Below are 21,449 nucleotides of genomic sequence, written 5' to 3' on the forward strand. Positions count from 1 at the left end.
ACTCCGTGACTCTGAATCGTCGGCTCGCGGCTTATGGCTGCCCGGCTCGCCTTAGTCTGCAACGAAAGAACTCACTTGCGAATTGAAGTACCGATCTGGGCCATCCAGACTGCCGTCCGACACCAAGATCCGGTCCATTGACGACACGTCCACTGGCACGGAGTCTCGCCCCACTACCGGAAGAGTCCCTGCCAGGCCTGCTCTTGCGCTTGGCCTACCGGCTGGATCGTCCGCCCGCCAGGATCGCCTCCCTGTGCGGGCTGAGCCGCCACCAACACCGACTACCCGCCAAGTACTTGATCACCTTGCCTGCGGAGTCAACCGCAGCTCTTGAGGCAGCTGCGTCTCTGCACAACGGCGAAGCCCACGCGCTCACTCTGTCAGCCATGGCCGCCTCCTATCCGCCGCTGGCTACCATGCGTCTGGGCGGCAGCCGCAACATGACCTCCGCCCGACGCACCTGGGCCTTCAACCTGTCCAGCCGTTTCTGCCCCAACTGCCTGGCTGGGAATGGGAGCACCATCCAGAACACGTATGGCGGCCGGTGGAAACTGCGCTGGCATATCCCGGTCTCTTTCGCGTGCACCGCCCACAGCCGCCTCCTGGAGCATGGATGTCCGCAGTGCGGAGGCCATCCGAACCGGCCCTCGAACACCGAGCGGCAAGGGCTCATCACACAGCGCACGATCGGTGGCCTGCACCCAGCTCAGTGCCGCCATCTCCTCGCATCCGGTGCAGTCGGTGTCAGCGCCCGAACACCGCTGTGTGCAGCACGACTCGACCAGACGGCTTGTGCAGCTAAGCAACCGGGCAGCGACCTTGTCATGATGCTTGCCCTGCAACGACGCATCGAACAGCATCTGATGCCCACCAAACCTTCGCTGGCGACCAGCGACAACAACTCAAACTCTGAGCAGCACTTCTTTTCCGACCTGATCACCGCTGCTCAACTCATCCGACTCAGCTGGCCTGACAGTGCACGCTTCGCTCCCTCCAGCACCGTCGCCGACCTGATTGCCCGCCACGTTGCCACCTGGACCGCCCTCCGCAAAAACCGCAGCCCGGGCAGGCGCGCCCGTGATACATGGGCCGCCCCTCAAGGCCCGGCCGAGTGCGGAGCACTGCTGCTGGCCGCTGACACCCTGCTCGGCGACCGCGGCCAGGACGGTCCGGCCCTTCGCGAGCGGATCCAACCGCTCGCGAGCGCCGCATTCACGCGTAACGAGGCGAACACCGGTGCTGCCTTCCGACGCATGGACGTCTCCCCAGACCTGTCAAGAGCTCTGGCCCAGCGGTCCCTTGGCTTCAACCGTGCTGGCGGCCATCACCACGCAAGACAACACGTTCCTTCACGTCACTGCCATTTCGGGATCGAGCACATCCCCGCTCTAGCACCGGAGACCTGGATCGGTGCGCACTTCGGCGATCTGACGTCCCTGTGGGCCCCTGGGGATGTATGGAAGCCACGCCATCTACGCCGCGTCGTTTCCCTCAAGCTCGTCGAAATGGCCGGCGGCGGAACCTGGCCACAATGCGCCGTGATCCTTGGAATACCGTGGGTCACCGCCCAACGTAGCCTGACCGTGCTCAAGCGAAACCTGCTGCCCGGCGGCCAATGGCCGCTGCTCGACACGGCGGTCGAGACCGTCGCACAGGAATTGGACGCTGCCGCACGGCACGTGGATTTCGCAACTCGTCGTCGAACGCTGAGCACCTGGCAGATCCCTGCCGAGGACCTTGCTGCACTCACCGTAGGTCTGGTCCGCCTTGCCGACGCGGAGTCCTCCCTGACCCGGACCGCGGCAACCGCGCTCGTGTGGGCTCGCGTGACGCAAGGCGACCACCTGCACAGCCCACCAGTGGAGGCACTCCGTGAAGCGAAGCGAAGTACCAAGGCCTTGGTCTCCGCCATCGGACAGTTGCAGACCCCCAGCAACCGTAAAGGCACCAGACTCCGCTTCCTTCAACGCATCAACGAATACGCCGATGGCCTCGCCCGTGCGCTCGATGAGGGGCGGAGTCAGTTGAAACGCCAGTACCCACTGGCGTCCTGGAGAGCCGACCACCCAGCCTTCGCGGCGGAGTCCTACTCGTCGTCGCCCCTGACTTAATGAGCCCCAACGAAATACGCCTCACTAAATCCGCCCAACAACCCCCCGTAGGACAACGCAGGGCGGCACTAGGTGTGCTGAGTGAGCGGGGAGCGCCGAGTTGGCCTGCTCGGGTGCTGGTGCTGCGAGGAGGTGACGGAGGTCTGCTTCCCGCTGAGCCCCGCGGGCCGCTGCCAACTCGGTGACCAGCGAGTCCCACTGCTCGTGCGGGATGCCAGTGAGGGCTGGATGGGTCGGCCAGTCGCGGCTGGGGCCGGCTTCGTTCTGGGGCCTGGGGTGACGGACGCTGGGAGTTCAGCGGGCCGGACCGTAGGCGGTGGTGAGGGAGGCGTCGAGGTCGGCGATCAGGTCCTCCCGGGACTCGAGACCGATGGCGAGCCTGATCAGGCCGTGCTCCTGGAAGACCGGAGCGAACGCGGCAGAGGGACCGTCGGGGTACTGCTCGTACGCAACGAGAGTCTCGTCGTGCCCCAAGGAGACCGCGGAGGTGATGACGCGCAGGTCGTTGACGAACCGCAGGCGGTTCTCGTGCGTGCCGGCGAGGGCGAACGAGACGATTCCGCCAAACCCGCCGGTGAACTGGGTGGCCGCAGCGGCGTGCTGACCGTGGCCGGCCAGCCCCGGATAGGCGACGTGGGCGACGCGCGGGTCTGCGTCGAGGAACTCGGCGACTGCCTGAGCATTCTCGCACTGCCGCTGGAGTCGCAGCGGCAGAGTGGTCGAGCCGCGCATGATGAGCCAGGCGTTGAACGGTGAGATGGCGCCGCCGACGTGGAACATGACGCCGGTGCGCATCTCCTCGACGAGGGCGCGGTCCCCGATCGCGACGCCGCCCATCGCGTCGCCGTGGCCGTTGTAGTACTTGGTGAGCGAGTGCATGACCAGGTCCGCACCGTGGTCAAGCGGACGCATGAGGGGCGGCGGCGTGAACGTGGAGTCGATGGTGAGCAGGGCCCCTGCGTCATGGGCGATCTGTGCCAGGGCAGGCACGTCGGCGACGCGGAGGTCGGGGTTGGCGATGACCTCGGTGTGGACGAGACAGGTGGTGGGTCGTACGGCGGTGCGGACGGCCTCCAGGTCGGTGATGTCCACGAAGTCGACCTCGATGCCGAGCTTGGCCGGGAACAGGTTGTCGAAGAGTCCTGCGACGCGCATGTAGACGACGTTGGAGACGATGGCGTGGTCGCCGGGGTTGAGGAGGGTGAAGAACGCGGCGTGCAGGGCGGCCATGCCCGTGCCGAACACCGCGGCGGCCTCGCCGTGCTCGAGCTTGGCGAGCTTCTCCTCGAGGCCCCGCTGGTTCGCTCCGTGCTCGCGCGTGTAGACGAGGCCCTCGAAGCCGGGGTCATCGATCGTGGTCGGATCCGTGGGCAGGCGGTAGGAGTTCGCCATGATGATCGGGGTGCGGATCGCGCCCGTGGTCTCGTCGGCCTGGTTGCCGCCGTGCACGGACCACGTGTTGCCCGTCAGGCTGTCGTAGTCGTGCTTGTCCGGCCGGGTGAAGGGTTTGCGGGTGCTCTCGTCGGTGGTCATGGTCTGCCTTCGAGTTCGTGGGCGGGCGCGTGCAAGGACAGGCCCGCTTCATTCGCGGGGTCTTCGTGTGGGACAGGGACCGTCAGGCGGGCAGCCGGCCGTCCCCGTAGGTGGCTCGTATGTCGCTGACGACGATGCGGTAGCCGTCGTACCAGCGCTGCACCTGACCCTTGGCCTCGCGGTGCTGCGGGAATCGGCCCAGCTGCGCCACCGACTCCGGGTCGGCGAAGTAGTAGATCGCGTTGACCACGTCTCCCTCGGGCGCCACCCACTTCTCGACCCTGTCGAATCCGGGCAGGCTGCGCGCGTACTCGTCGATCTCCTGGTCGAGGCGGTGGAAGTCGTCGTCGTAGGTGCCGGGCTTGAAGATGAACTGGCAGCAGATCACGGTTGCTCCTGGGGTGGTGAGGCTCAGACTGCGGGAGGCGGGTGGCGACTCGGACGTCGCGGCTGATGCGCTGCAGATGGCCGGTGAGGTCGTCGCCCGCCGTGGCGAGCGCGTGCCGGACATCGATGCGGGGGCGTCGAGGATGAACAGAGCACGCATGGTGTCCGGGCTGCGCTGTGTACGTTGGCCCCTGGCGCCAGTTCCAACGGCGGCACGTCACGCCCTGGTCGTCGCACCCGACCTCGTGGCACGGATCAGTCGTGGCGGGCTGGCGTACCGGTCGAGGTCCTCGCCTCCCAGCGGGACCTGGTGGATGATGCCGCTCGCGTTGTACAGGTCGGTGAGCCCGTTGACCCGCGGAAGACCAGTACTGGCGCGAAGCAGGAGCGCTTCACGGCTGTTGCGAGTGCGCTGCGGCTCGGCGCCGAAAGCGCGGTAGGCCTCGTACCACACGGCGACATGGGGAACCCCTTCGGCGGGGCCATCCGCAAGGAGGTCGCTCGCCGCGGCTTCGGCTCGATCGAGCGAGGAGTGCTTCGGTGGCGTCGTCATCCTGGTGGACCGGGGCGATGCCGTCGCCTGCGATGAGGCGGGCGCGGTAGACCGGCCGGATGGTGGCCACGGCGGAGCCGATCAGTGCCCCGGCGAGGAGGACCTAGACCTCGATCGAGGCTTGACCGGTCAGTCATGGCTCGCCTCCGACTTCCCGCCGGCGCCCACACCGGGCTCGAACACCGTGAGGGAGAAGCGCGCTCCCTTGGACCCCTCGTTCGCGTAGGAGTGGGCGACATCGCTGGCGAAGGAGATGGCGTCACCAACCTCCAGGACCTCCGTCTGGCCGGCGACCTCGATGGTGACCGAGCCCTCGTGCACCTGGAGGATCTCCTCGGTCCCCCGAACGTGCGCCTCACTGTCGTGCCTGTCCCCGGGGGCGAGGGTCCAGTCCCACAGCTCCAGCACGTCCGGCGGTGCGGTTCCGGCCAGAAGGACCCCACGACCACCGCACGAGCCGGTCCACAGTGCGGCACCGTCACCGCTGCGCACGACCTTCACCCGTTTCGTCTGCGGGACTGCCACGAGTGCCTGCAGGCCGATGCCGAGCGCGTCGCTGATGCGCAGCAGGGTGGTCACGCTGGGGTTCGCGGTGCCCTGCTCGACGTTGATGATCATGCGACGGCTCACGTCGGCCGCGTCCGCGAGCCGGTCGAGAGTCCACTTGCGACCCTGACGCTCGGCGCGCACCTTGGCTCCGATCGCAGCCGAGAGCTCGCTGGCACTACCGTTCATGGAGTGCATCATAGTGCATTCTCAGTGCAACGCAACGACGATCCAGGAGCGCCCCGCATGATCGCCGCTCCAACCAGCCCCACAAGCGGCGTCAGCATCGGCCTTGGCTGGAGCGGAGCCCTCAAAGCGCCGTCGAAGGAAGATGCGGACGTACTGCGCTCCATTTCCCGGCGCGCGCTCTGGCTCTCGGCCGCCATCGTCGACGCAGCAAACCGGGGTTCGGCCCAACAGCAGTGGAGTCAAGGTCGGCGGACCTCAGGCGTCCTCGGCCTCGATGGTCGACATCATGGTCGCGCTGTAGTTCCATGTCCTCCACCACTCCGACCGTGTCTCAGTCAAGCCGCACGCCTCCCCGGTCCTGCACGCGATCAACTACCTGCTCGGCGGACCTCGACCCCGCCTACCTGACGACACTGCGCGCAAAAGGCAGGCTGCAGATATACCCCAGCCGACCGAAGGACCCGGACACCGGCTCGGTCGGCATCGGGGCCACAGCGGCACTGTGGGCGGCCGTCGCGCACCGCTACACCCGCTCCGACTTCCCGGACACCCCCTCAGCGGGACGTTTCATCAGCCTCCTCGGGGACGCCGAGTTCGACGAAGGCACACCTGATCGTCTCGCTCGCGGCGATACCCATGGCCGAGGCGTAATCGTTCGTCCGAGCCGTCGCCGCACCGTCTGCTCCAGCGCCCTCGACGCGCTGCGTGTCGAGGGCGGGCTTGCTGCCTGGCAGTTAATGTTCGATGTGATACCGGCTTTGGGAGATGACGGCCTGGCGGAGTTTGGTGGTGAATTCGGGTGTGCGGGCGATGCGGTCGACGCCGCCGGCTTTGCTCTGACGCAGGGCGCTCTTGAAGTTCTGCTCCAGCGTGCCCGTCATGCGGGACATGAGGTCGTCGCTGAGATGCTCAAGATCGATGTTGAGCAAGTCCCGCGAGGTGGGCTGCCTAAGCCTAGTGAGCGTGTGGGCGGACATGGCTGCCAGGGGGTAGAGCCAGTTCTCCAGGGTTTCTCCGAGCAGCGGGCGGTCTTCGGCGTAGTGAGCGAGGAAGGTCCGTAGGCGGGTGTGGACGTCGAGGCAGAGGCGGTAGATGTCCAGGTCGTGGCGGGGGGAGAAGATCTGGGCGTAGTGCTGGTCGTCAAGCAGCAGTGCGTCCGAGTGTCGCAGGGCGGTGTGTGGTTCGCGCTGGACGAATGCCGTGAACTCCCGGGCCAGGCGGGTCATGCCGATGACTCGGTCGAGAGGGAAGCCGAGGTTGCGGTAGTAGCTGGCGCGGCGTTCGTAGTAGTAACCACCGGCGTGGCCCAGGCTTTCCTCGATGTCTTTCTGGATGGCTTCGGTGGCGCGCAGGGCGCCCGCCGGCAGCTGGGTCTGGCTGTTCGTGGCTCGGATGATGCGGTCGCGGGCGGTACCGGACTCGGGTGCGACCACGATCTTGACCAGAAGGGAGCGGTCGCGGTGCTGGCCGCCGTTCTGGAAGTAGCTGTAGATCTCATGGCTGGTCTGCAGCCCGTTGACGATCTGCGGTTCCTTGACGACGATCCTTTTACCTGCGATCTGGGCAGCGTCTGCGACTACGGTGACACCGTTGTTGAACCACCAGAAATCCTCGCCGGTGCCGGACTTGAGCGTCTCGCCGATGGCGTTGTTCACCGCAGTGGACCCGGCGTAGTCACGCACGTTCGATTCGAACAGTTCCAGTCGTAGCGCTTCGTTGTCCGAGGTGATGAACCGGTAGTACTCGTCCAAGCGGGCCAGGCACACGTACCCCTCACCGAGTGAGGTGCTCATCGGGGTTTCGGTGAATACCAACTGCGCGACCGCTTTGGCACCTCGGGCAGTGCGTTCGCGTAGGTCAGCGGCGTTGAGGTACTCCAGATCTGCCTTGGTGTCCGAAGTGATCTTCGCTAGCTCTCGCCGAAGCCGGTCTCCCTTGGCTTTCACGTTGGGGTGCGGCGTCTCGGCGGCTTTGTTGGCGTAGATCACCTTGATGCGGACCTGCGGGAACGATGACGCCAGCTCTTCGAGGATGTGCAGGAAACGCCGTGTGCGGTCCAGGAGCTTGGCGTTCGTGTGTGCGACCAGGTCATCTTCGTCCCGGCTCATGTCCAGCAGTGTCGGCAGATGGAAGTGCAGCTTCTCGACAACGGTCTCCTGGTAGCCCGTCGAGGTCTTGGCTTGCAGGATCACCAATTCGATCTTGCCGGCACGCGGCGGCAGGAACTGATGGGCATCGGCGGTGACGTAGCGCTCGTCCACGAAGGTCCAGATGCCGTCGATGCCGCAGTCATGAGCACCGTCCACGATGCCGTCCATGATTTCGTCGTTGTCGAGGTCCCAGTCCTGCAAGGCCTTGTCGGCAGCGAAGAACGTGAAGAAGTCGTCCCTGCTCTTGTCCGGCGCCAGCTTCCGATGCTGGTCCTCCAGGATGCGGTCGAGAAGCCGCTGGTCGTTGTTCTGTACGGACGTCATACAGCACCACCCCCCACCAAGGCGTCAAACCCGGACAACGATGTTGGCAGGCTCGTGCAGTTGTGAACAGCCCGCGTGATGGTGTGAGTTGGAGAGAACTGCTGGTGTATCGGGGACGGCTGCTCCAGCGTCGCAGGACCGAGTCCGTGCCGCAGGCGGCACAGGACCTGTACGAGGTGGTCGTACGCCGGACCCGTCAGCTGGGCGAGACGCTCACACCGCCCGGCTGAGGTACCTCTCGGTGACCTGTGGTTTGGCGTATCGGTGCACAGCTGGCCCACCGACTCGATAACCGGCGTGGCGTATCCCAGCGTCCTTGGCACGGTACCGCTGGTCGACAGGCGCAGGATCATGTCCATTTGGCGAGACGAATCCACCATGCGCCCCCTCATGCATCGCACTGTGCGTCGCTTTACGGCCACCTGAAGGGATCTGTGGGTATGGACCCACCAAGAGACGCCGCCCCCTACGCAGGTACCCGGCTTGCCAACCAGCCTGCGTCGAGGGCGGCGAACCCACCAGGCGAACCTGGAAGGAGAAGTACGTGACCGTACCTCAGTGTGTGGATTCCCCCGATGGACGCAGGGCACACGGCGCGGAGCGGTGGCACATAGTCGTGATCACCGTGACGATCACTGTGCTTGTGCTTGCGTGCGCTGGACTGAGCCCAGACTGGATCACTGCCGCAGCAGCGCTAGTAGGCGTCATCGGGAGCGAGCAACGGTAATCAAGATCGATCTTCCGGCATCAGTACGTGGTGTCCGGCGCGGGAAGCGGGAGCCGGTGCAGCTGACTCCCGCTTCTTCATGGCCTCTACTTTTCTTGTACCGCTCATGCTTGGTGTGCCCCGCCTTTGGGGGGTGGCGGCATGCGAAGGCGGGCATAGGGCGGACAAGTCGTTGTGCCTGTGGCGCTGGTACAGGTCGACGAGTGCCTGCTCCAAACCCCGTAAGCGTTGCAAGTCCGTTTGATCAGCCATTCCATGATGACGAGCCATGCCAGCCCGCCGGGCCAGATGCTGCTCACCCGCGCCTGTGAGGTGGCGGGCATGGCGTTTTCAGCGGTACGGGCAACCTGCACTGGTCCCTCTCGCGCTTCGGTCGCCATAAGGCTATCCAGCCGATCCGGATGATCCCCCGCTCGAGTGCAGCGGTGACAGCGGCTCCCGGCCATGTCCGCGGCCGCGAGGACCTGTGCGACGGGGAGCGGCTGGGAGGGCTCCGGTCAGAAGGCGGCCGTGAGGGTGTCCACACGCACCGGGGCATGCGTGTGGGTTTTGATGGCCTCTGCGGTGACGCCGGGAGCGGTCTCGACCAGCGCGAGGCCGTCCGAGGTGACGTCGAGGACGCCGAGGTCGGTGATGATGCGGTGGATGCATCGCTCGCCGGTGAGCGGCAGGGTGCACTCCGTGAGGATCTTCGGGCTGCCGTCCTTGGCGGTGTGGTCCATGAGCACGATGACGCGGCGGGCGCCGTGGACGAGGTCCATGGCGCCGCCCATGCCCTTGACCATCTTGCCGGGGATCATCCAGTTGGCCAGGTCGCCGCGGGCGGAGACCTGCATGGCGCCGAGGACGGCGATGTCGATGTGGCCGCCGCGGATCATGCCGAAGGAGAGGGCGGAGTCGAAGAAGCTGGCGCCGGGCAGGACGGTGACGGTCTCCTTGCCCGCGTTGATCAGGTCCGGGTCGACCTCGTCCTCGTAGGGGTAGGGACCGGTGCCGAGGATGCCGTTCTCGGAGTGCAGGACGACATGCACGCAGGGCGGGAGGTGCCCGGGGATGAGGGTGGGCAGGCCGATACCGAGGTTGACGTAGGAGCCGTCGGTGAGTTCGGCGGCGGCGCGGGCGGCCATCTGGTCGCGGGTCCAGGCCATCAGGTACGTACCGTCCTCTTCTCGATCTGCTTGTCGGCGGCCTCGTCAGCGGTGAGGGCCACGACCCGCTGGACGAAGATGCCGGGTAGGTGCACCTCGTCGGGACGCAGCTCGCCCACTTCGACGAGTTCCTCGACCTCAGCGATGGTGATGCGGCCGGCCATGGCGGCCAGCGGGTTGAAGTTGGCGGCTGCACGGCGGAAGCACAGGTTGCCGTGCCGATCGCCCCGCCAGGCGCGGACGAGCGCGTAGTCGGTGGTAATGCCGTGCTCCAGGACGTACGGGCGGCTCGCGAAATCGCGGGTCTCCTTCGGCGGGGAGGCTACGGCGATCGAACCGTCGGGGGCGTAGCGCCAGGGGAGGCCGCCCTGGGCGACCTGAGTGCCGACGCCGGCCGGGGTGTAGAAGGCGGGGATGCCTGCGCCGCCCGCCCGCAGGCGTTCGGCGAGCGTGCCCTGCGGGACGAGTTCCACCTCGAGCTCGCCGGACAGGTACTGCCGGGCGAACTCCTTGTTCTCACCGACGTAGGAGCCTGTGACCCGGGCAATGCGCCCGTCGGTGAGCAGGACGCCGAGGCCGCGGCCGTCGACCCCGCAGTTGTTGGAGACGACTCGTAGACCGCCCGTGCCCTGGGCATGCAGGGCACCGATCAGAACCTGGGGTACGCCGCTGAGGCCGAAGCCGCCCACTGCGAGCGAGGCGCCGTCGGGGATGTCGGCGACCGACTCGGCGGCGCTGCCGATGACTTTGTCCACGGTGTCGGTTGTCCTTTCAGTGCACCGCGCCGGGCAGCACGGTGGACCGGCCGCCGTCGACGACCAGATGGGTGCCGGTGATGTGCGACGCCTCGTCGGAGGCGAGGAAGACGTCCGCGTTGACCATGTCGTCGGACGCACCGCCCTGGTTGAGCGGGTTGGGGCGAGCGATGTCGCGCCTCGGGTGGTCCGCCGCAAGGAAGTCGGCGGGGGAACCGTCCGTGTCGATCAGGCCCGGGCTGACGCAGTGGGCGCGGATGCCGTACGGGGCGCCTTCCGCGGCGATGTGCCGGGTCAGCGCGATCACGCTGCTTTTCCGGCTGGCCGTCAGGATGCAGCCCGGCTGCGGACGAGGTGAGACCAGGCCGCGTGGGCGGTCAGCCACATCGCTTTCAGCTCGGCCCGCGAGGCGACAACGTGGGCTGGCTGGCTGCCGACGGGTCCGAACCGGACGGCGTCGGCGTTGGCGTTGGCGATGCCGATCCAACGAAGGCGTCCACGGCGTCCTCGACCCAGATCCGTAGGGAGCCCCCCTCGTCGGTAACGTCCAGGGGGGGGCGCTGGTGAGGGCGGTGCCACCTTCCCGGGCGATGAGCCGCTGGGTCTCGACGGCCTCCTCGTGCAGCGGATCGCCGCCGACCAGCGCGCCCTCGGCCGCGAAGCGCAACGCGGCGGCCCGGCCCTGGCCGCGCGGTGCCGGAAACCAGGGCGACCTTGCCTTCGAGCAGCTTCACTGCGTCCCCTCGCGGAGGGCGTCTGACACGGACTTGACGCCGCCGTGGGTGGTCAGGCCGCCGTCGACCGGGATCTCGGAGCCTGTGATGAACGACGACTCGTCCGACAGCAGGAACACCACCAGGGGCGCGACCTCGTCGACGGTTCCGGTGCGTCCCAGAGGTGTTTCCCGGATGTTGGTCTCGCGGAAGGCCGGTGCAGCGGAGGCGGTCATCTCGGTGTCGATGTAGCCGGGATGGATGGTGTTGACGCGGATGCCGCGCGGCCCGAGTTCCAGTGCGGCCACCCTGGAAAGGCCACGCAGCCCCCACTTGCTGGCCGTGTAGGCGACCGGATAGTGAGCCGTGAGCGCGGCGGACGAGCCAACGTTGACGATCGAGGAGCTGGGTGGCATGAGCGGGGCGAGGTGCTGGATGCCGAGGAGCGGGCCGGTGACGTTGACGGAGTGGACGCGGTCGAAGTCCTCGGCCCGGACGTCGCCGAGGCGGGCGCGCCAGGTGATGCCCGCGTTGTTGACCAGGCCGTGGACCTGCCCGTACGCCTCCCTCAACTCTGCGGCGAGATCGGCCCAGTCCTGCTCGCTGGTGACGTCGAGACGGCGGCAGCCGGGTGCCTCGGTCACATCGGTGGCGATCACCCGGGCGCCCTCCCGGGTGAGCGCCTCCACCTCGGCGGCGCCCTGGCCGCGCGCCGCGCCGGTGACCACAACGACTCGGCCCAGGAGCCTCTTGCGGTGGAGGTCGGTCACGGCCGCTCCCGGGACCGGCGTCGGCCGGTGGGAAGGGCCACCGGATCGGCGCCCGGGACGACGGTGTTGGACACGGTGCCGATACCTTCCACCGTGAGGGTGACGGTGTCGCCCGGCTTGAGGGGCGGTGGGGTCTGCTCGCCGTGTACGCCCCACAACTCGGCGAGGCAGCCGCCGTTGCCGCACGTGCCGGAGCCCAGGACATCGCCAGGCATGACCTGGGTACCGCGCGAGGCGTAGGCGACCATCTCCTCGAATGTCCAGCTCATGTTGGACAGCAGATCCCTGCCGACGACCTCGCCGTTGACCTCGGCGGTCAGCGCCAGCCGCAAGAAACCCTCGGCATCCCGGTACGGCTCCAGTTCGTCGGCGGTGACCAGGTACGGGCCGAGCGTGGTGGCGGTGTCCTTGCCCTTGCAGGGTCCCAGGCCGACCTTCATCTCGGCGGACTGGAGGTCGCGGGCGGACCAGTCGTTGAAGACGGTGTAGCCGATGATGTGGTCGCGGGCCTGCTCGGGCGTGAGGTCGCGGCCCTCGCGTCCGATGACGGCGGCGACCTCCAGTTCGAAGTCCAGGACCGTGGAGCCGGGTGGGACGGGGATGTCGTCGTGGGGGCCGTACACGGCGTGCGGGTTGGTGAAGTAGAAGGTCGGAGCGGCGTACCACTGTTCCGGTACGCCGACGGCGCTCTGCACGGACCGCCGTACGCCTTCCACGTGCTCCTCGAAGGTGACGAAGTCCCGTACCGACGCGGGCTGTAGGGGAGGCAGCAGCCGGACCTCCGAGACATGGGGGCCAGGTGGTACGTCCAGCGCCGCCGCGCCCATGGCCAGCACTCCGGGCAGACCGCCGGCTTCCGACAACAGAGCGGTGAACGACGGGACGCCGGGTAGCGGGAGGAGTGTGCCGTCGTCCTCCACGACGGCCACGCGGTGGCGGTGCTGGTGTTCGTAGGCGGCGAAACGCATGGTGCGGCTCCTGGCAGGCAGGGCCCGTGGGCGCGGCGCTTGTGCAGTCAGGGCAGTTGACAGGGCCACCGCGCCCCCGGGTGTCGAGGTTGGGATCAGACCGGCGGGGCGACGAAGACCCCGCGGTCGGGGTCGTTGAACGACTCCTTGGCGACGAGTTCGTTCATCGGGTTGGCGGTGCCCCACTGGTCGGCGACTTCAGGCTGGGAGAAGTCGTAGACGTGCGGGTGCCAGGTGTCCTCGTCCAGCAGCTCCAGCTCCGTCGTGTACTCGACGGTGTTGCCGTGCGGATCGAGGAAGTAGGTGAAGGTGTTGTCGCCCGCCATGTGCCGGCCGGGACCCCAGACCTTCTGGTAGCCGGCCCGGATGACGCGGCCCGATCCGCGCATGTACTCGTCCAGGCCGCGCATCTCGAAGGAGACGTGGTGCACGGAGGTGTGCGGGCCCTGGGCGATGGCCATGGAGTGGTGCTGGTTGGAGATCCGCATGAAGTGCATGACCTCGCCCATGTGCGGGGAGCTGAGGGTGTCGGAGAGGCGGAAGCCGAGGTGCTGCTCGTACCACTCCCGAGTGACGTTGAGATCCGGGGAGTTGAGGACGACGTGCGACAGCTTGACCGGGATGGACTCCTTCTCCTCGATCCTGCGGTGCTGCCGGACCTCGACGTCTGCCGAGACTTCGATGGTGCGGCCGTCGACGTCGAAGAAACGGAAGCCGTAGCCACCGCCGGGGGTGTCGACCTTGCCCGGCTGGGATATCAATTGCACGCCTCCAGCGAGGAGTTGCTCGGCGAGCGTGTCGACGTCCTCGCTGGATGCGGCGCCGTAGGACACCAGGTCCAGGCGCTTTTCACCGGCCTTGCGCAGCCGGACGACGTACTGCTCCGGGGAGCCCTCGGCGGCGAGGAAGGAGATGCCGGAGTCCTCGGCCACCTTGGTCAGACCCCAGACACCGGCGTAGAAATCGAGCTGCTTGTCGTAGTCGGGCACGGCGAGGTCGACGTGCCGCAGGTGGGTGAGCAGGCGTGTGCTCATGGGGGGATCCTCCTCAGTCGAGGGTGAGGTTGAGCAAGGCGGCGGCGTTGCCGCCGCGTACGGCGTCGAAGTCGGCCTCGGACAACTGGGCGGCGCGGAGCGCGCCGACGGGGTCTTCGGTTCCCATGTCGAACGGGAAGTCCGATCCGAGGCAGACACGGTCGGGACCGGCCACGCGCACCAGTTCCCGCAGGACGTGCGGGTCGTGGACGAGGGAGTCGAAGTACAGGCGCTTCAGATAGCTGCTGGGCAGGTGGGCGCAGCCGGCGCCGGCGTCTGAACGGGTGGACCAGGCGTGGTCGGAACGGCCGATGTGCGTGGGCAGATAGCCACCGCCGTGTGCGGCGATCACCTTCAGACCGGGATGCCGGTCCAGAACGCCGGAGAAGATCAGGTGGGAGAGAGCGACGGCGTTCTCCGTCGGCTGTCCCACAGTGTTGGACAGGTACCACTGGTCGAGCCGCTGGTCGAGCGTGCAGCCGAAGGGGTGCAGGAAGAGGATTGCCTCGGTCTCCTCGGCCCGCGACCAGAGCGGTTCGTACGCCGGGTCGGACAGCTCACGGCCCGGGGCATGGCTGGAGATCTCCACGCCGCTCAGCCCCTGTTCGAGGGCATGCTCGAGGGCGCGTACCGCGAGCCGCGGGTGCTGCAGAGGTATGAGGCCGAGTCCGCGCAATCGGTCGGGGGCGGCCGAACAATGCGTCGCCGTCGCCTCGCCCGCGAGCCGGTATATCTTCTCGGCCGTATCCTCGTCCGCCCAGTAGTGGTAGTGCGAGGGGGATGGACTGACGAGCTGGACGTCCACGCCCTGCCCGTCCATCGCGGCCAGCCGAACGGTGACGTCGGTCAGCCGGGGGATGCGCTCGCGCACCATGGGCCCGTTGACGGCCAGGGCCGCCGGGCCGTTGCGCCGGGCGTCCAGCGCCTTCGCCTCGGCCAGACCCGGCAGGCCGTCCACCAGTGCTTCGACCTCGGGCAGCAGGACGTGGGCGTGCACGTCGACGGTGAGTGCGGTCACGGCAGCTCCCGCAGCATCGTCATGGTCCGGACCATCAGACCGGGAATGTCCGCGTCTCGGACGCCGTCGAGCTGCCACTGGCCGAGTTGCACGGACGCCACCACCACCGGTCGGACGCGGGCGATACGCCGCTCGTAGTACGCCTGGAACAGCGCGTCGTCCCAGCTCTCGGTGGCGGTCAGCAACTGGGCGAGCACCCACGCGTCTTCCAGGGAAAGGGCCGCGCCCTGAGCGAGGGTGGGCGGACAGCAGTGCGCGGCGTCGCCGATCAGCACGACGCGGCCGCGGTGCCAGGAGCCCTCGACCAGCAGCTGGTCGAACCAGGTGTAGTTGACCTTCGCCGGGTCGGTGATGTGCTCGGTGATCTCCGGCCAGAAGCCACCGTAGGCGGAGGCGAGGCGGCGCATCTCGTCGGCGTACGTTGCCGGTGGGATCGAGGCACGGTCGCGGTTGTCCTCGACGACGTACGCGTACAGGGTGCTGTCGCTGGTGGGGCTGTAGCCCGCGATGTAGGAGGGCCCGCCGTAGGCGAGGTCGGTGCGGGTGACACCGGTGGGGCGCGGGGCGGCGATGCGCCAGATGGCCATGCCGGTCGGTTCCGGCTTGTCGGTGATGCCGATCGCCGCGCGGGTCGAGGAACCGAGCCCGTCGGCGGCGATCACCAGGTCGTAACGGCCCTCGGTACCGTCGGAGAATTGTACGGAGACCCCGTTCGCGTCCTGGTCGAGGAGCTGGGCGGTCGTGCCCAGGCGCACCGAGGCGCCGCTCGCGCGCACGGCGTCGATAAGGATCTGCTGGAGCTGGGGACGCTGCATGCCGAGCGTGGCGGGCAGGTCGTCACCGCCGGTGCGGATGTCTTGGGCGACGTGTAGCACGGTGCCGTCGGGAGCGGTGATGCCGACCGAGTCGTAACTGAAGCCGGACGCCTGTACCTGCTCCCACACCCCGAGTTCACGCAGGACGCGCAGGGCGTTGCCCTGGAGGCTGATGCCAGAGCCGGCGGTGGCATTCCAGTCATCCCTGGCCTCGATCAGATCCACGGCGATTCCGCCGCGACGCAGAAGGAGGGTGACGGCGTTTCCGGCTGCACCGCCGCCGATCACCAGGACCGTGCGGGCTCTACTCATAGGGGTCATTGGGGAACTCCCTTGTTCCGCTGGTTACTTGACAGCGATGGGGTTGACCGGGGAGCCGACGGCTCCGGTGATGGGCAGGGGTGCTGCGGTGAGCCAGAAGTCGTGCACGCCATCTGCGGCGCAGTCCTGGGCGAGCGCGTCCAGGTCCCACATCTCGCCGATGAGCAGGCCGATGTGCGGGATGGCGACCTGGTGCAGCGGCTGGAAGGCGGGCTCGAACTCGTTCGGCCTGACCTCGAAGCCCCAGGTGTCGGTGGCGAGCGCGGCGATCTCTGTGCCGTGCAGCCAGCTGGCCGTGGTGAAGGACAGCCCGGGCGAGTCGCCGCCCGCGTAGTCGCCCCAGCCGTCACGCCGGGCCCGGGTCAGCCGGCCGGTGCGCACGAGCACAAGGTCACCGCGGCCCACTGCCACCCCGTGAGCCTCGGCCGTCGCCGTCAGGTGTTCCTCGGTGATGGCGAAGCCGTCGGGCAGTTCGCCGCCGTCACCGATGACGCGGCCCACATCCAGCAGCACGCCGCGCCCGGCGACGTGAGGAGCCATGTGCTCGATGCCGGTGACCAGGTCGCCGTCGGAGGTGACGACCTTCTCGGCCGCCCGGCCGTTCCACGCCTTGCCGTGGTCGAAGATGTGCCCGAGCCCGTCCCACTGGGTGGAGCACTGGAGCGGCATCGCGATCACGTCGTCGGCGCCGCCGATGCCGTGCGGGAAGCCCTGGTTGCCGAGGGCGGCGTCGGTGCCGGTGTCGAGCATGGTGTGCACCGGGTTGGTGCGGCGCCGCCAGCCCTTCTGCGGGCCGTTCATGTCGAAGGACTGGGCGAGCGAGAAACTGACGCCCCGTCGGATGAGAGCCGCGCCCTCGCGGCGCTTGGCCTCGTCGAGGAAGTTGAGCGTGCCGAGCACGTCGTCCTCGCCCCAACGCTCCCAGTTGGAAAAGGCCTTGGCCGCTTCGGCGATTGCGGCCTCAGGGTTGTGGCGGTCCAGCGTCACGGCGCGACCTCCGCCACACAGCGGGTGCGCTGCACGCCGAGCCCGGTGACCGAGCCTTCCATGACGTCGCCGTCGCGCAGCAGCCGGCCCCAGTGCATGCCGTTGCCGGCCGGGCTGCCGGTGAGCACCAGGTCGCCGGGCAGAAGCTGGGCGGTCTGCGAGGCGTGCGCCACCATGCGAGCGACCTTGAAGATCATGTCCTTGGTGGACTCGTCCTGTCGGGTCTCGCCGTTGAGCTTGAGCGTGACCTGCAGGTCGTCGGGGTGCGCGATCGACTCGGCCGGGACGATCCACGGGCCGAGCGGGGTGAACCCCGGGGCGTTCTTACTGCGCAGCCAGTCCGTGCCGATCTGCGGCATGTCCCGGCGGAAGACGGTGGCCCGGTCGGTCACATCGTTGGCGATGGTGTACCCGGCGATGTACTCCGGCGCCTCCTCCACCGATACCTGATAGGCGGCCCGACCGATGACGACCGCCAACTCCAGCTCCCAGTCCGGCTGTTCGGCCCAGGCAGGCAGGACCACGTCGTCGTACGGTCCGGTGATCGCGCTCGGCAGTCCGATGAAGACGTACGGCAGATCCTCCGCGGCCCGCCGGTCCATGAGTTCCGCCGCCTCCGCGCGGCGCTCAGCCTCGGGCCGGTCGTCACCGGGGGCGCGATGGGCCACGTGCAGGTCGATCACATGCTGGCGATAGTTCGCGCCCGACTGGAACACCTGCCGCGGGGCGATCGGCGCGTGCACGCGAAGGTCCGCGACGGGTGTGCGGGGCAGGGCGGGGTCGGCCGCCAGCGCGCGCAGCTGCGGCAGAACCGCCTCCCAACGGTCCAGTACGTCCAGCGCGGTCAGCCGCTCGTCGCCGAGGGCCCGCCGCAGGTCGAGCGCCTGGCCGTCGGGCGTCACCAAGGAGGGAAAGGCTGACCCGTCCGGAGCCGAGAGCGTGGCAAGGGCGAATGGTCCGACGAAGAGCGCGGACGCGGGTTCAGGTTTCACGGACATGTCCTCCCGATTGCGGTGCGACTAATCTGGACCGCGCACCAGCAATCAGGGAAATCGATCCTATGGATGATCACTATCCATGTGTTTTATTCTCGCTGGTAATCGCCGTACCGCGAAGGGGAAGTCCGTGAATTTGGCCCGCCTCGACCTCAACCTCGTCGTCGCGTTGCGCGCGCTGCTCGAAGAGCGCAATGTCACCCGAGCTGGCGAGCGAGTCGGGCTGAGCCAGCCCGCCATGAGCGCGTCTCTGGCCCGGCTGCGCCGCCACTTCGACGACGACCTGCTCGCCCGCGTCGGCGGCCACTACGAACTCACCGCCCTCGGCCAGGTACTGCTCGACCGCACCTCCACTGCCTATGACGTGCTGGAACGCCTTTTCGCCAGCCAAGCCGACTTCGACCCGGCCAAGGAGACCCGCGAGTTCAGGTTGATCGCGTCGGACTACGCCGTCGCCGTCTTCGGCGCCGAGCTCGCCCGCGTCGTGCACGAGGAGGCACCAGGCATCCGGCTGCGCTTCTCCCAGACCCCGCCCACCGTCGTCGACGACACCGCCACGCTGCTGAGTGCCACCGACGGCCTGCTCATGCCTCACGGCATCATCAGCGACTTCCCCGCCACCGACCTCTACGACGACCACTGGGTGTTCCTCGTCGCCGACGATCACCCGAGCGTCGAGGACCGCATCACGGCGGAGGACCTGTCCCAGTTGCCCTGGGTCACCTACCAGCGCACGTACGACGCCCCCGCGGTGCGCCAGCTCGGCATGCTGGGCATCGAACCCCGCGTGGAGGTCTCCGTCGACAGCTTCCAGTTGCTGCCTCACCTGGTGGCAGGCACGCGGCGGATCGCCCTGGTGCAGGCCCGCCTCGCCCGCTTGATGGCGCCGCTCGCCGCCGTGCGGGTGGTGGAGCCGCCGTACGAGGCCATTCCGCTGCGGGAGGCACTGTGGTGGCACCCGGTGCATACTCACGACGCCGCTCACATCTGGCTGCGCGAGACGGCCACGCGGGCAGCTCGGAGGCTGCTCGACCGGGAGAGCCAGAAACCGGCCTGACGTGATGTGCCGGGACGCCGTTTGTGTGTCATCTGACTTGCGCGGGATGTCTCAGACAGGAACGCACGTGAGTCTGCCGTGTCCCTTGGCAGTGCCGGATCTTGCACGTGATGCACACCGCCATCCCGTGGCAGGACCTGCCCGAGTCGCCTGCTCCCGCCCAGCAGGCGCGCGCGTCTTCTGGCTTCTGATAGTAAACTCAGGCATACGATGCGGCTGCGGGGGCAGTACGTGGCCGCCGGAACGAGTACCCGGCGTCGATGTGGAGGTGTGTTCTGTGCCGTCAGGAAGGCACGTGTCCGGCTCCATGGATGACGAGCCGGCCTGCTCCATGGAGCGGAGCCTGCAGGTACTCGGCGAGCGGTGGACTCTGCTGGTGCTGCGTGAGGTCCTCTACGGCAGGCACCGGTTCGCTGAAATCCAGAATTCTCTCGGCATCGCGTCGAACCTGCTCAGTGACCGGCTAAAGGTTCTCGTCGACGCCGGAGTGCTGCGGACACTGGCCTACCAGGAGGCTGGCAGCAGGCCCCGGAAGAGCTACCACCTGACGCCGGCCGGGCTGGAACTGCAGCCCGTGCTGGGTGCACTGCAGCAGTGGGGCGACCGTCACCGTCCGCGGCCCGCAGGCCCCTCCGCTTGCCAGCGGACCCGCTCCACGGGTCGGGCCGTCCACGTGGGGTTCCTCGATGAGGACGGCCGCGAGGTCCCCATGGAGGATGTGTCGCTGATGGCAGCACCTGACCCTCAGAACTCATCCGGCCTCGGGAAACAGCGGAGCAGTCGTTAGCGCTCAGCGCTGCCGTGCCCCTGAAGGCGTGGCACCGTACGAGCTGTGACTTGGCCCGTGACTCGGGACCTCTCCGGCCTGGAGGGCGGAGAAGTCGGCGTGTGCATGGGCGACGGCTTCGGGGTATGCCTCGCGTTTGGCGTGCTCGGCGAGTGCCCGGTAGATGCTGGCTATCCAGGGGTTCTGGCCCTTGCGTTTGCCAGTGAAGAAATCAGGTCGGGCTGGATCTGCTCGGCGGACTCGCCGGCCGCGCGGCGGCCGAGCATGGTGTGGCGCATGTCGTCGGTGATGACGGGCGGAACCTGCTTGCCCTCGCGGGCCGCGGTGTCGAGCCCTTAGGCGTGGACTCGCGGATGTTCTGCCGCTCGGTCTCCGCCGCCGCGAAGAATGCGAACAGCGGCTTTCCCGGGCCTGTGGGGTCGTAGATGCTGGGCAGGGGCCCGGCGAGCATTTCCGGGAGCGAGCGGTGGGCGGTGAGAGCCCGTCAAGGACCTCGCGTACCCGATGCGGATGTCCGCGCTGGGCAGGTCCGGGTTCGATTGGCGCCGACGGCGGAGTTCCCGGGTGCCACGGCCGAACCGGCCCCGTCCGCCGGGTAGGGATGCACAGCGCCTTCTTCAGGCGGGGCACTTGCCGCTTCCCTCGGCAGTTGAGGCAGAGTCACATCCCACCTGGATTGCATTTTTAAAGTTAGACGCTCTAGGGTCACCCCCATGAGCAATCCCTCGCAATTTCAAGTACATGCGGTGTCGCCTTCCTACTGGAAGGTGACCTTCGAGAACGGCCCGATCAACCTCATCGATCTGGACACCGTCGAGCAGCTTGGCGATCTGGTGACCCGTATGGAGCAGGACCCCGATCTGACCGTCGTGGTGTTCCAGAGTGCCAACCCCGACTTCTTCATGGCACACTTCGACCTCCGGTCCGACATGCAGCGCTTTTACGCCACAGCGCCCGGTCCCACCGGACTCCTCCCCTACCCGGACAGCCTTCTGCGCCTCAGCAGGGTCCCGGCTGTCACGATCTCGGCCATCAAGGGCCGTGCCCGAGGAGCGGGAAGTGAGTTCGTCCTGAACACGGACATTCGCTTCGTCGGCAGCAACGCCATCCTGGGACAGCCCGAGGTGGGCTTCGGCGCCGTACCCGGCGGCAACCCGATGGGGCGACTGGCCGAGCTGGTGGGCCGGGGCCGCGCGATGGAGATCGTGGTGGGAGGAGACGACTTCCCGGCCCAGCTCGCCGCCGAATACGGCTACGTCAACCGCATTCTTCCCGAGGACGAACTGGACGACTTCGTCGACACCTTCGCCCGCCGCATCGCCGGCTTCGACAAGACCGCGGTCTCCGGCACGAAGGAGTTCGTCGACGCGGCCACCGCAATCCCAGCGGGGGACTACGCAGCCGCTCTGGCCGCCATCAGGCGCACAGGGGGACGTCCGGAGAACGCGGATCACGTGCGCAGCCTCTTCGAACGCGGCTTGCAGCAACCTGACGGAATCGAACTCGATCTCGGCAAGCACGTCGCCAAAAGGTTGTGAGCCTCTCGGGCGTTTGTGCCGTC

Annotated in this window: 20 protein-coding genes; 5 read left to right on the forward strand and 15 right to left on the reverse strand. The window is 67.8% G+C overall.

The window, feature by feature from the left end; translation table 11 throughout:
• The first annotated feature begins 137 nt into the window (after positions 1-137).
• Entirely contained in the window at positions 138-2,111 is a 1,974-nt protein-coding gene (locus tag BFN33_RS49430) for a TniQ family protein (RefSeq protein ID WP_256122637.1), read from the forward strand.
• A 294-nt stretch (positions 2,112-2,405) separates the two neighbouring features.
• Here the strand turns inward: BFN33_RS49430 and BFN33_RS05250 are convergent, their stop codons facing one another.
• The 5 genes from BFN33_RS05250 to BFN33_RS05270 all read right to left on the reverse strand — a co-directional run bounded on the left by BFN33_RS05250 (position 2,406) and on the right by BFN33_RS05270 (position 7,793).
• Complete coding sequence (locus tag BFN33_RS05250; RefSeq protein WP_069758633.1) at positions 2,406-3,644, reverse strand: PLP-dependent aspartate aminotransferase family protein; 1,239 nt, start codon at positions 3,642-3,644, stop codon at positions 2,406-2,408.
• Between the two features lie 82 nt (positions 3,645-3,726).
• A complete protein-coding gene (locus tag BFN33_RS51785) occupies positions 3,727-4,191 on the reverse strand; it encodes a hypothetical protein (RefSeq protein WP_199874021.1) in 465 nt (154 codons plus the stop codon).
• Positions 4,192-4,248: 57 nt separating this feature from the next.
• A complete protein-coding gene (locus tag BFN33_RS51790) occupies positions 4,249-4,584 on the reverse strand; it encodes a hypothetical protein (RefSeq protein ID WP_141757944.1) in 336 nt (111 codons plus the stop codon).
• Positions 4,585-4,713: 129 nt separating this feature from the next.
• Complete coding sequence (locus BFN33_RS05265) at positions 4,714-5,319, reverse strand: helix-turn-helix domain-containing protein (protein ID WP_176742301.1); 606 nt, start codon at positions 5,317-5,319, stop codon at positions 4,714-4,716.
• Between the two features lie 734 nt (positions 5,320-6,053).
• On the reverse strand, positions 6,054-7,793 hold the full coding sequence (locus BFN33_RS05270) for an AIPR family protein (protein ID WP_057617511.1): 1,740 nt from the start codon (positions 7,791-7,793) through the stop codon (positions 6,054-6,056).
• 83 nt (positions 7,794-7,876) lie between these two features.
• Between BFN33_RS05270 and BFN33_RS51795 the strand changes: the two genes are divergently transcribed.
• Positions 7,877-8,023: a hypothetical protein gene (locus BFN33_RS51795; protein ID WP_347336168.1), complete on the forward strand. Its 147-nt coding sequence runs from the start codon at positions 7,877-7,879 to the stop codon at positions 8,021-8,023.
• A gap of 994 nt (positions 8,024-9,017) precedes the next feature.
• Here BFN33_RS51795 and BFN33_RS05275 read toward each other — a convergent pair.
• The 10 genes from BFN33_RS05275 to BFN33_RS05320 all read right to left on the reverse strand — a co-directional run bounded on the left by BFN33_RS05275 (position 9,018) and on the right by BFN33_RS05320 (position 18,047).
• On the reverse strand, positions 9,018-9,668 hold the full coding sequence (locus tag BFN33_RS05275) for a CoA transferase subunit B (protein ID WP_057617513.1): 651 nt from the start codon (positions 9,666-9,668) through the stop codon (positions 9,018-9,020).
• Entirely contained in the window at positions 9,668-10,423 is a 756-nt protein-coding gene (locus BFN33_RS05280) for a CoA transferase subunit A (RefSeq protein WP_057617515.1), read from the reverse strand. Before BFN33_RS05280 ends, BFN33_RS05275 begins: the two co-directional genes overlap by 1 nt.
• A gap of 16 nt (positions 10,424-10,439) precedes the next feature.
• The gene (locus tag BFN33_RS53040; RefSeq protein WP_057617517.1) at positions 10,440-10,730 is read right to left on the reverse strand and encodes an SDR family NAD(P)-dependent oxidoreductase; all 291 of its coding nucleotides are present in this window, start codon (positions 10,728-10,730) and stop codon (positions 10,440-10,442) included.
• A gap of 423 nt (positions 10,731-11,153) precedes the next feature.
• Positions 11,154-11,906 (reverse strand): SDR family NAD(P)-dependent oxidoreductase, encoded by a 753-nt coding sequence (locus BFN33_RS05290; RefSeq protein WP_069758634.1) that lies wholly within the window; start codon positions 11,904-11,906, stop codon positions 11,154-11,156.
• A complete protein-coding gene (locus BFN33_RS05295) occupies positions 11,903-12,874 on the reverse strand; it encodes a fumarylacetoacetate hydrolase family protein (RefSeq protein WP_069758635.1) in 972 nt (323 codons plus the stop codon). The genes BFN33_RS05290 and BFN33_RS05295 overlap by 4 nt, the downstream gene beginning before the upstream one ends.
• A 95-nt stretch (positions 12,875-12,969) precedes the next feature.
• Positions 12,970-13,908 carry a VOC family protein gene (locus tag BFN33_RS05300; RefSeq protein WP_057617523.1) on the reverse strand — a complete coding sequence of 313 codons (939 nt, stop codon included), beginning with the start codon at positions 13,906-13,908 and terminating at the stop codon, positions 12,970-12,972.
• 13 nt (positions 13,909-13,921) lie between these two features.
• Entirely contained in the window at positions 13,922-14,926 is a 1,005-nt protein-coding gene (locus BFN33_RS05305) for an amidohydrolase family protein (protein WP_057617524.1), read from the reverse strand.
• Positions 14,923-16,053 carry an FAD-dependent oxidoreductase gene (locus BFN33_RS05310; protein ID WP_069758636.1) on the reverse strand — a complete coding sequence of 377 codons (1,131 nt, stop codon included), beginning with the start codon at positions 16,051-16,053 and terminating at the stop codon, positions 14,923-14,925. The genes BFN33_RS05305 and BFN33_RS05310 overlap by 4 nt, the downstream gene beginning before the upstream one ends.
• A gap of 33 nt (positions 16,054-16,086) precedes the next feature.
• A complete protein-coding gene (locus BFN33_RS05315) occupies positions 16,087-17,049 on the reverse strand; it encodes a cyclase family protein (protein WP_069758637.1) in 963 nt (320 codons plus the stop codon).
• Positions 17,046-18,047: a fumarylacetoacetate hydrolase family protein gene (locus tag BFN33_RS05320; protein WP_057617530.1), complete on the reverse strand. Its 1,002-nt coding sequence runs from the start codon at positions 18,045-18,047 to the stop codon at positions 17,046-17,048. The genes BFN33_RS05315 and BFN33_RS05320 overlap by 4 nt, the downstream gene beginning before the upstream one ends.
• 127 nt (positions 18,048-18,174) lie before the next feature.
• On the opposite strand from BFN33_RS05320, the gene BFN33_RS05325 reads away from it, so the two are divergent.
• The 3 genes from BFN33_RS05325 (at position 18,175) to BFN33_RS05340 (ending at position 21,426) form a co-directional block, all read left to right on the forward strand.
• Complete coding sequence (locus tag BFN33_RS05325; RefSeq protein ID WP_057617532.1) at positions 18,175-19,101, forward strand: LysR family transcriptional regulator; 927 nt, start codon at positions 18,175-18,177, stop codon at positions 19,099-19,101.
• Between the two features lie 295 nt (positions 19,102-19,396).
• Positions 19,397-19,888, forward strand: a complete 492-nt coding sequence (locus BFN33_RS05330; RefSeq protein WP_256122638.1) for a helix-turn-helix domain-containing protein — start codon at positions 19,397-19,399, stop codon at positions 19,886-19,888.
• A gap of 713 nt (positions 19,889-20,601) precedes the next feature.
• Positions 20,602-21,426, forward strand: a complete 825-nt coding sequence (locus BFN33_RS05340; RefSeq protein WP_069758638.1) for an enoyl-CoA hydratase/isomerase family protein — start codon at positions 20,602-20,604, stop codon at positions 21,424-21,426.
• Positions 21,427-21,449: the final 23 nt, after the last annotated feature.

This window comes from Streptomyces sp. LUP47B (genome assembly GCF_001746295.1).
In the GTDB taxonomy this organism is placed as follows: Bacteria; Actinomycetota; Actinomycetes; order Streptomycetales; family Streptomycetaceae; genus Streptomyces.

Excerpts from the sequence above, each read along its gene's own strand:
- BFN33_RS05250 (WP_069758633.1), bottom strand. The coding sequence starts at position 3,644 with ATGACCACCGACGAGAGCACCCGCAAACCCTTCACCCGGCCGGACAAG.
- BFN33_RS51785 (WP_199874021.1), bottom strand. The coding sequence starts at position 4,191 with ATGCGTGCTCTGTTCATCCTCGACGCCCCCGCATCGATGTCCGGCACG.
- BFN33_RS51790 (WP_141757944.1), bottom strand. The coding sequence starts at position 4,584 with ATGACGACGCCACCGAAGCACTCCTCGCTCGATCGAGCCGAAGCCGCG.
- BFN33_RS05265 (WP_176742301.1), bottom strand. The coding sequence starts at position 5,319 with ATGAACGGTAGTGCCAGCGAGCTCTCGGCTGCGATCGGAGCCAAGGTG.
- BFN33_RS05270 (WP_057617511.1), bottom strand. The coding sequence starts at position 7,793 with ATGACGTCCGTACAGAACAACGACCAGCGGCTTCTCGACCGCATCCTG.
- BFN33_RS05275 (WP_057617513.1), bottom strand. The coding sequence starts at position 9,668 with ATGGCCTGGACCCGCGACCAGATGGCCGCCCGCGCCGCCGCCGAACTC.
- BFN33_RS05295 (WP_069758635.1), bottom strand. The coding sequence starts at position 12,874 with ATGCGTTTCGCCGCCTACGAACACCAGCACCGCCACCGCGTGGCCGTC.
- BFN33_RS05300 (WP_057617523.1), bottom strand. The coding sequence starts at position 13,908 with ATGAGCACACGCCTGCTCACCCACCTGCGGCACGTCGACCTCGCCGTG.
- BFN33_RS05310 (WP_069758636.1), bottom strand. The coding sequence starts at position 16,053 with ATGAGTAGAGCCCGCACGGTCCTGGTGATCGGCGGCGGTGCAGCCGGA.
- BFN33_RS05320 (WP_057617530.1), bottom strand. The coding sequence starts at position 18,047 with ATGTCCGTGAAACCTGAACCCGCGTCCGCGCTCTTCGTCGGACCATTC.
- BFN33_RS05340 (WP_069758638.1), top strand. The coding sequence starts at position 20,602 with ATGAGCAATCCCTCGCAATTTCAAGTACATGCGGTGTCGCCTTCCTAC.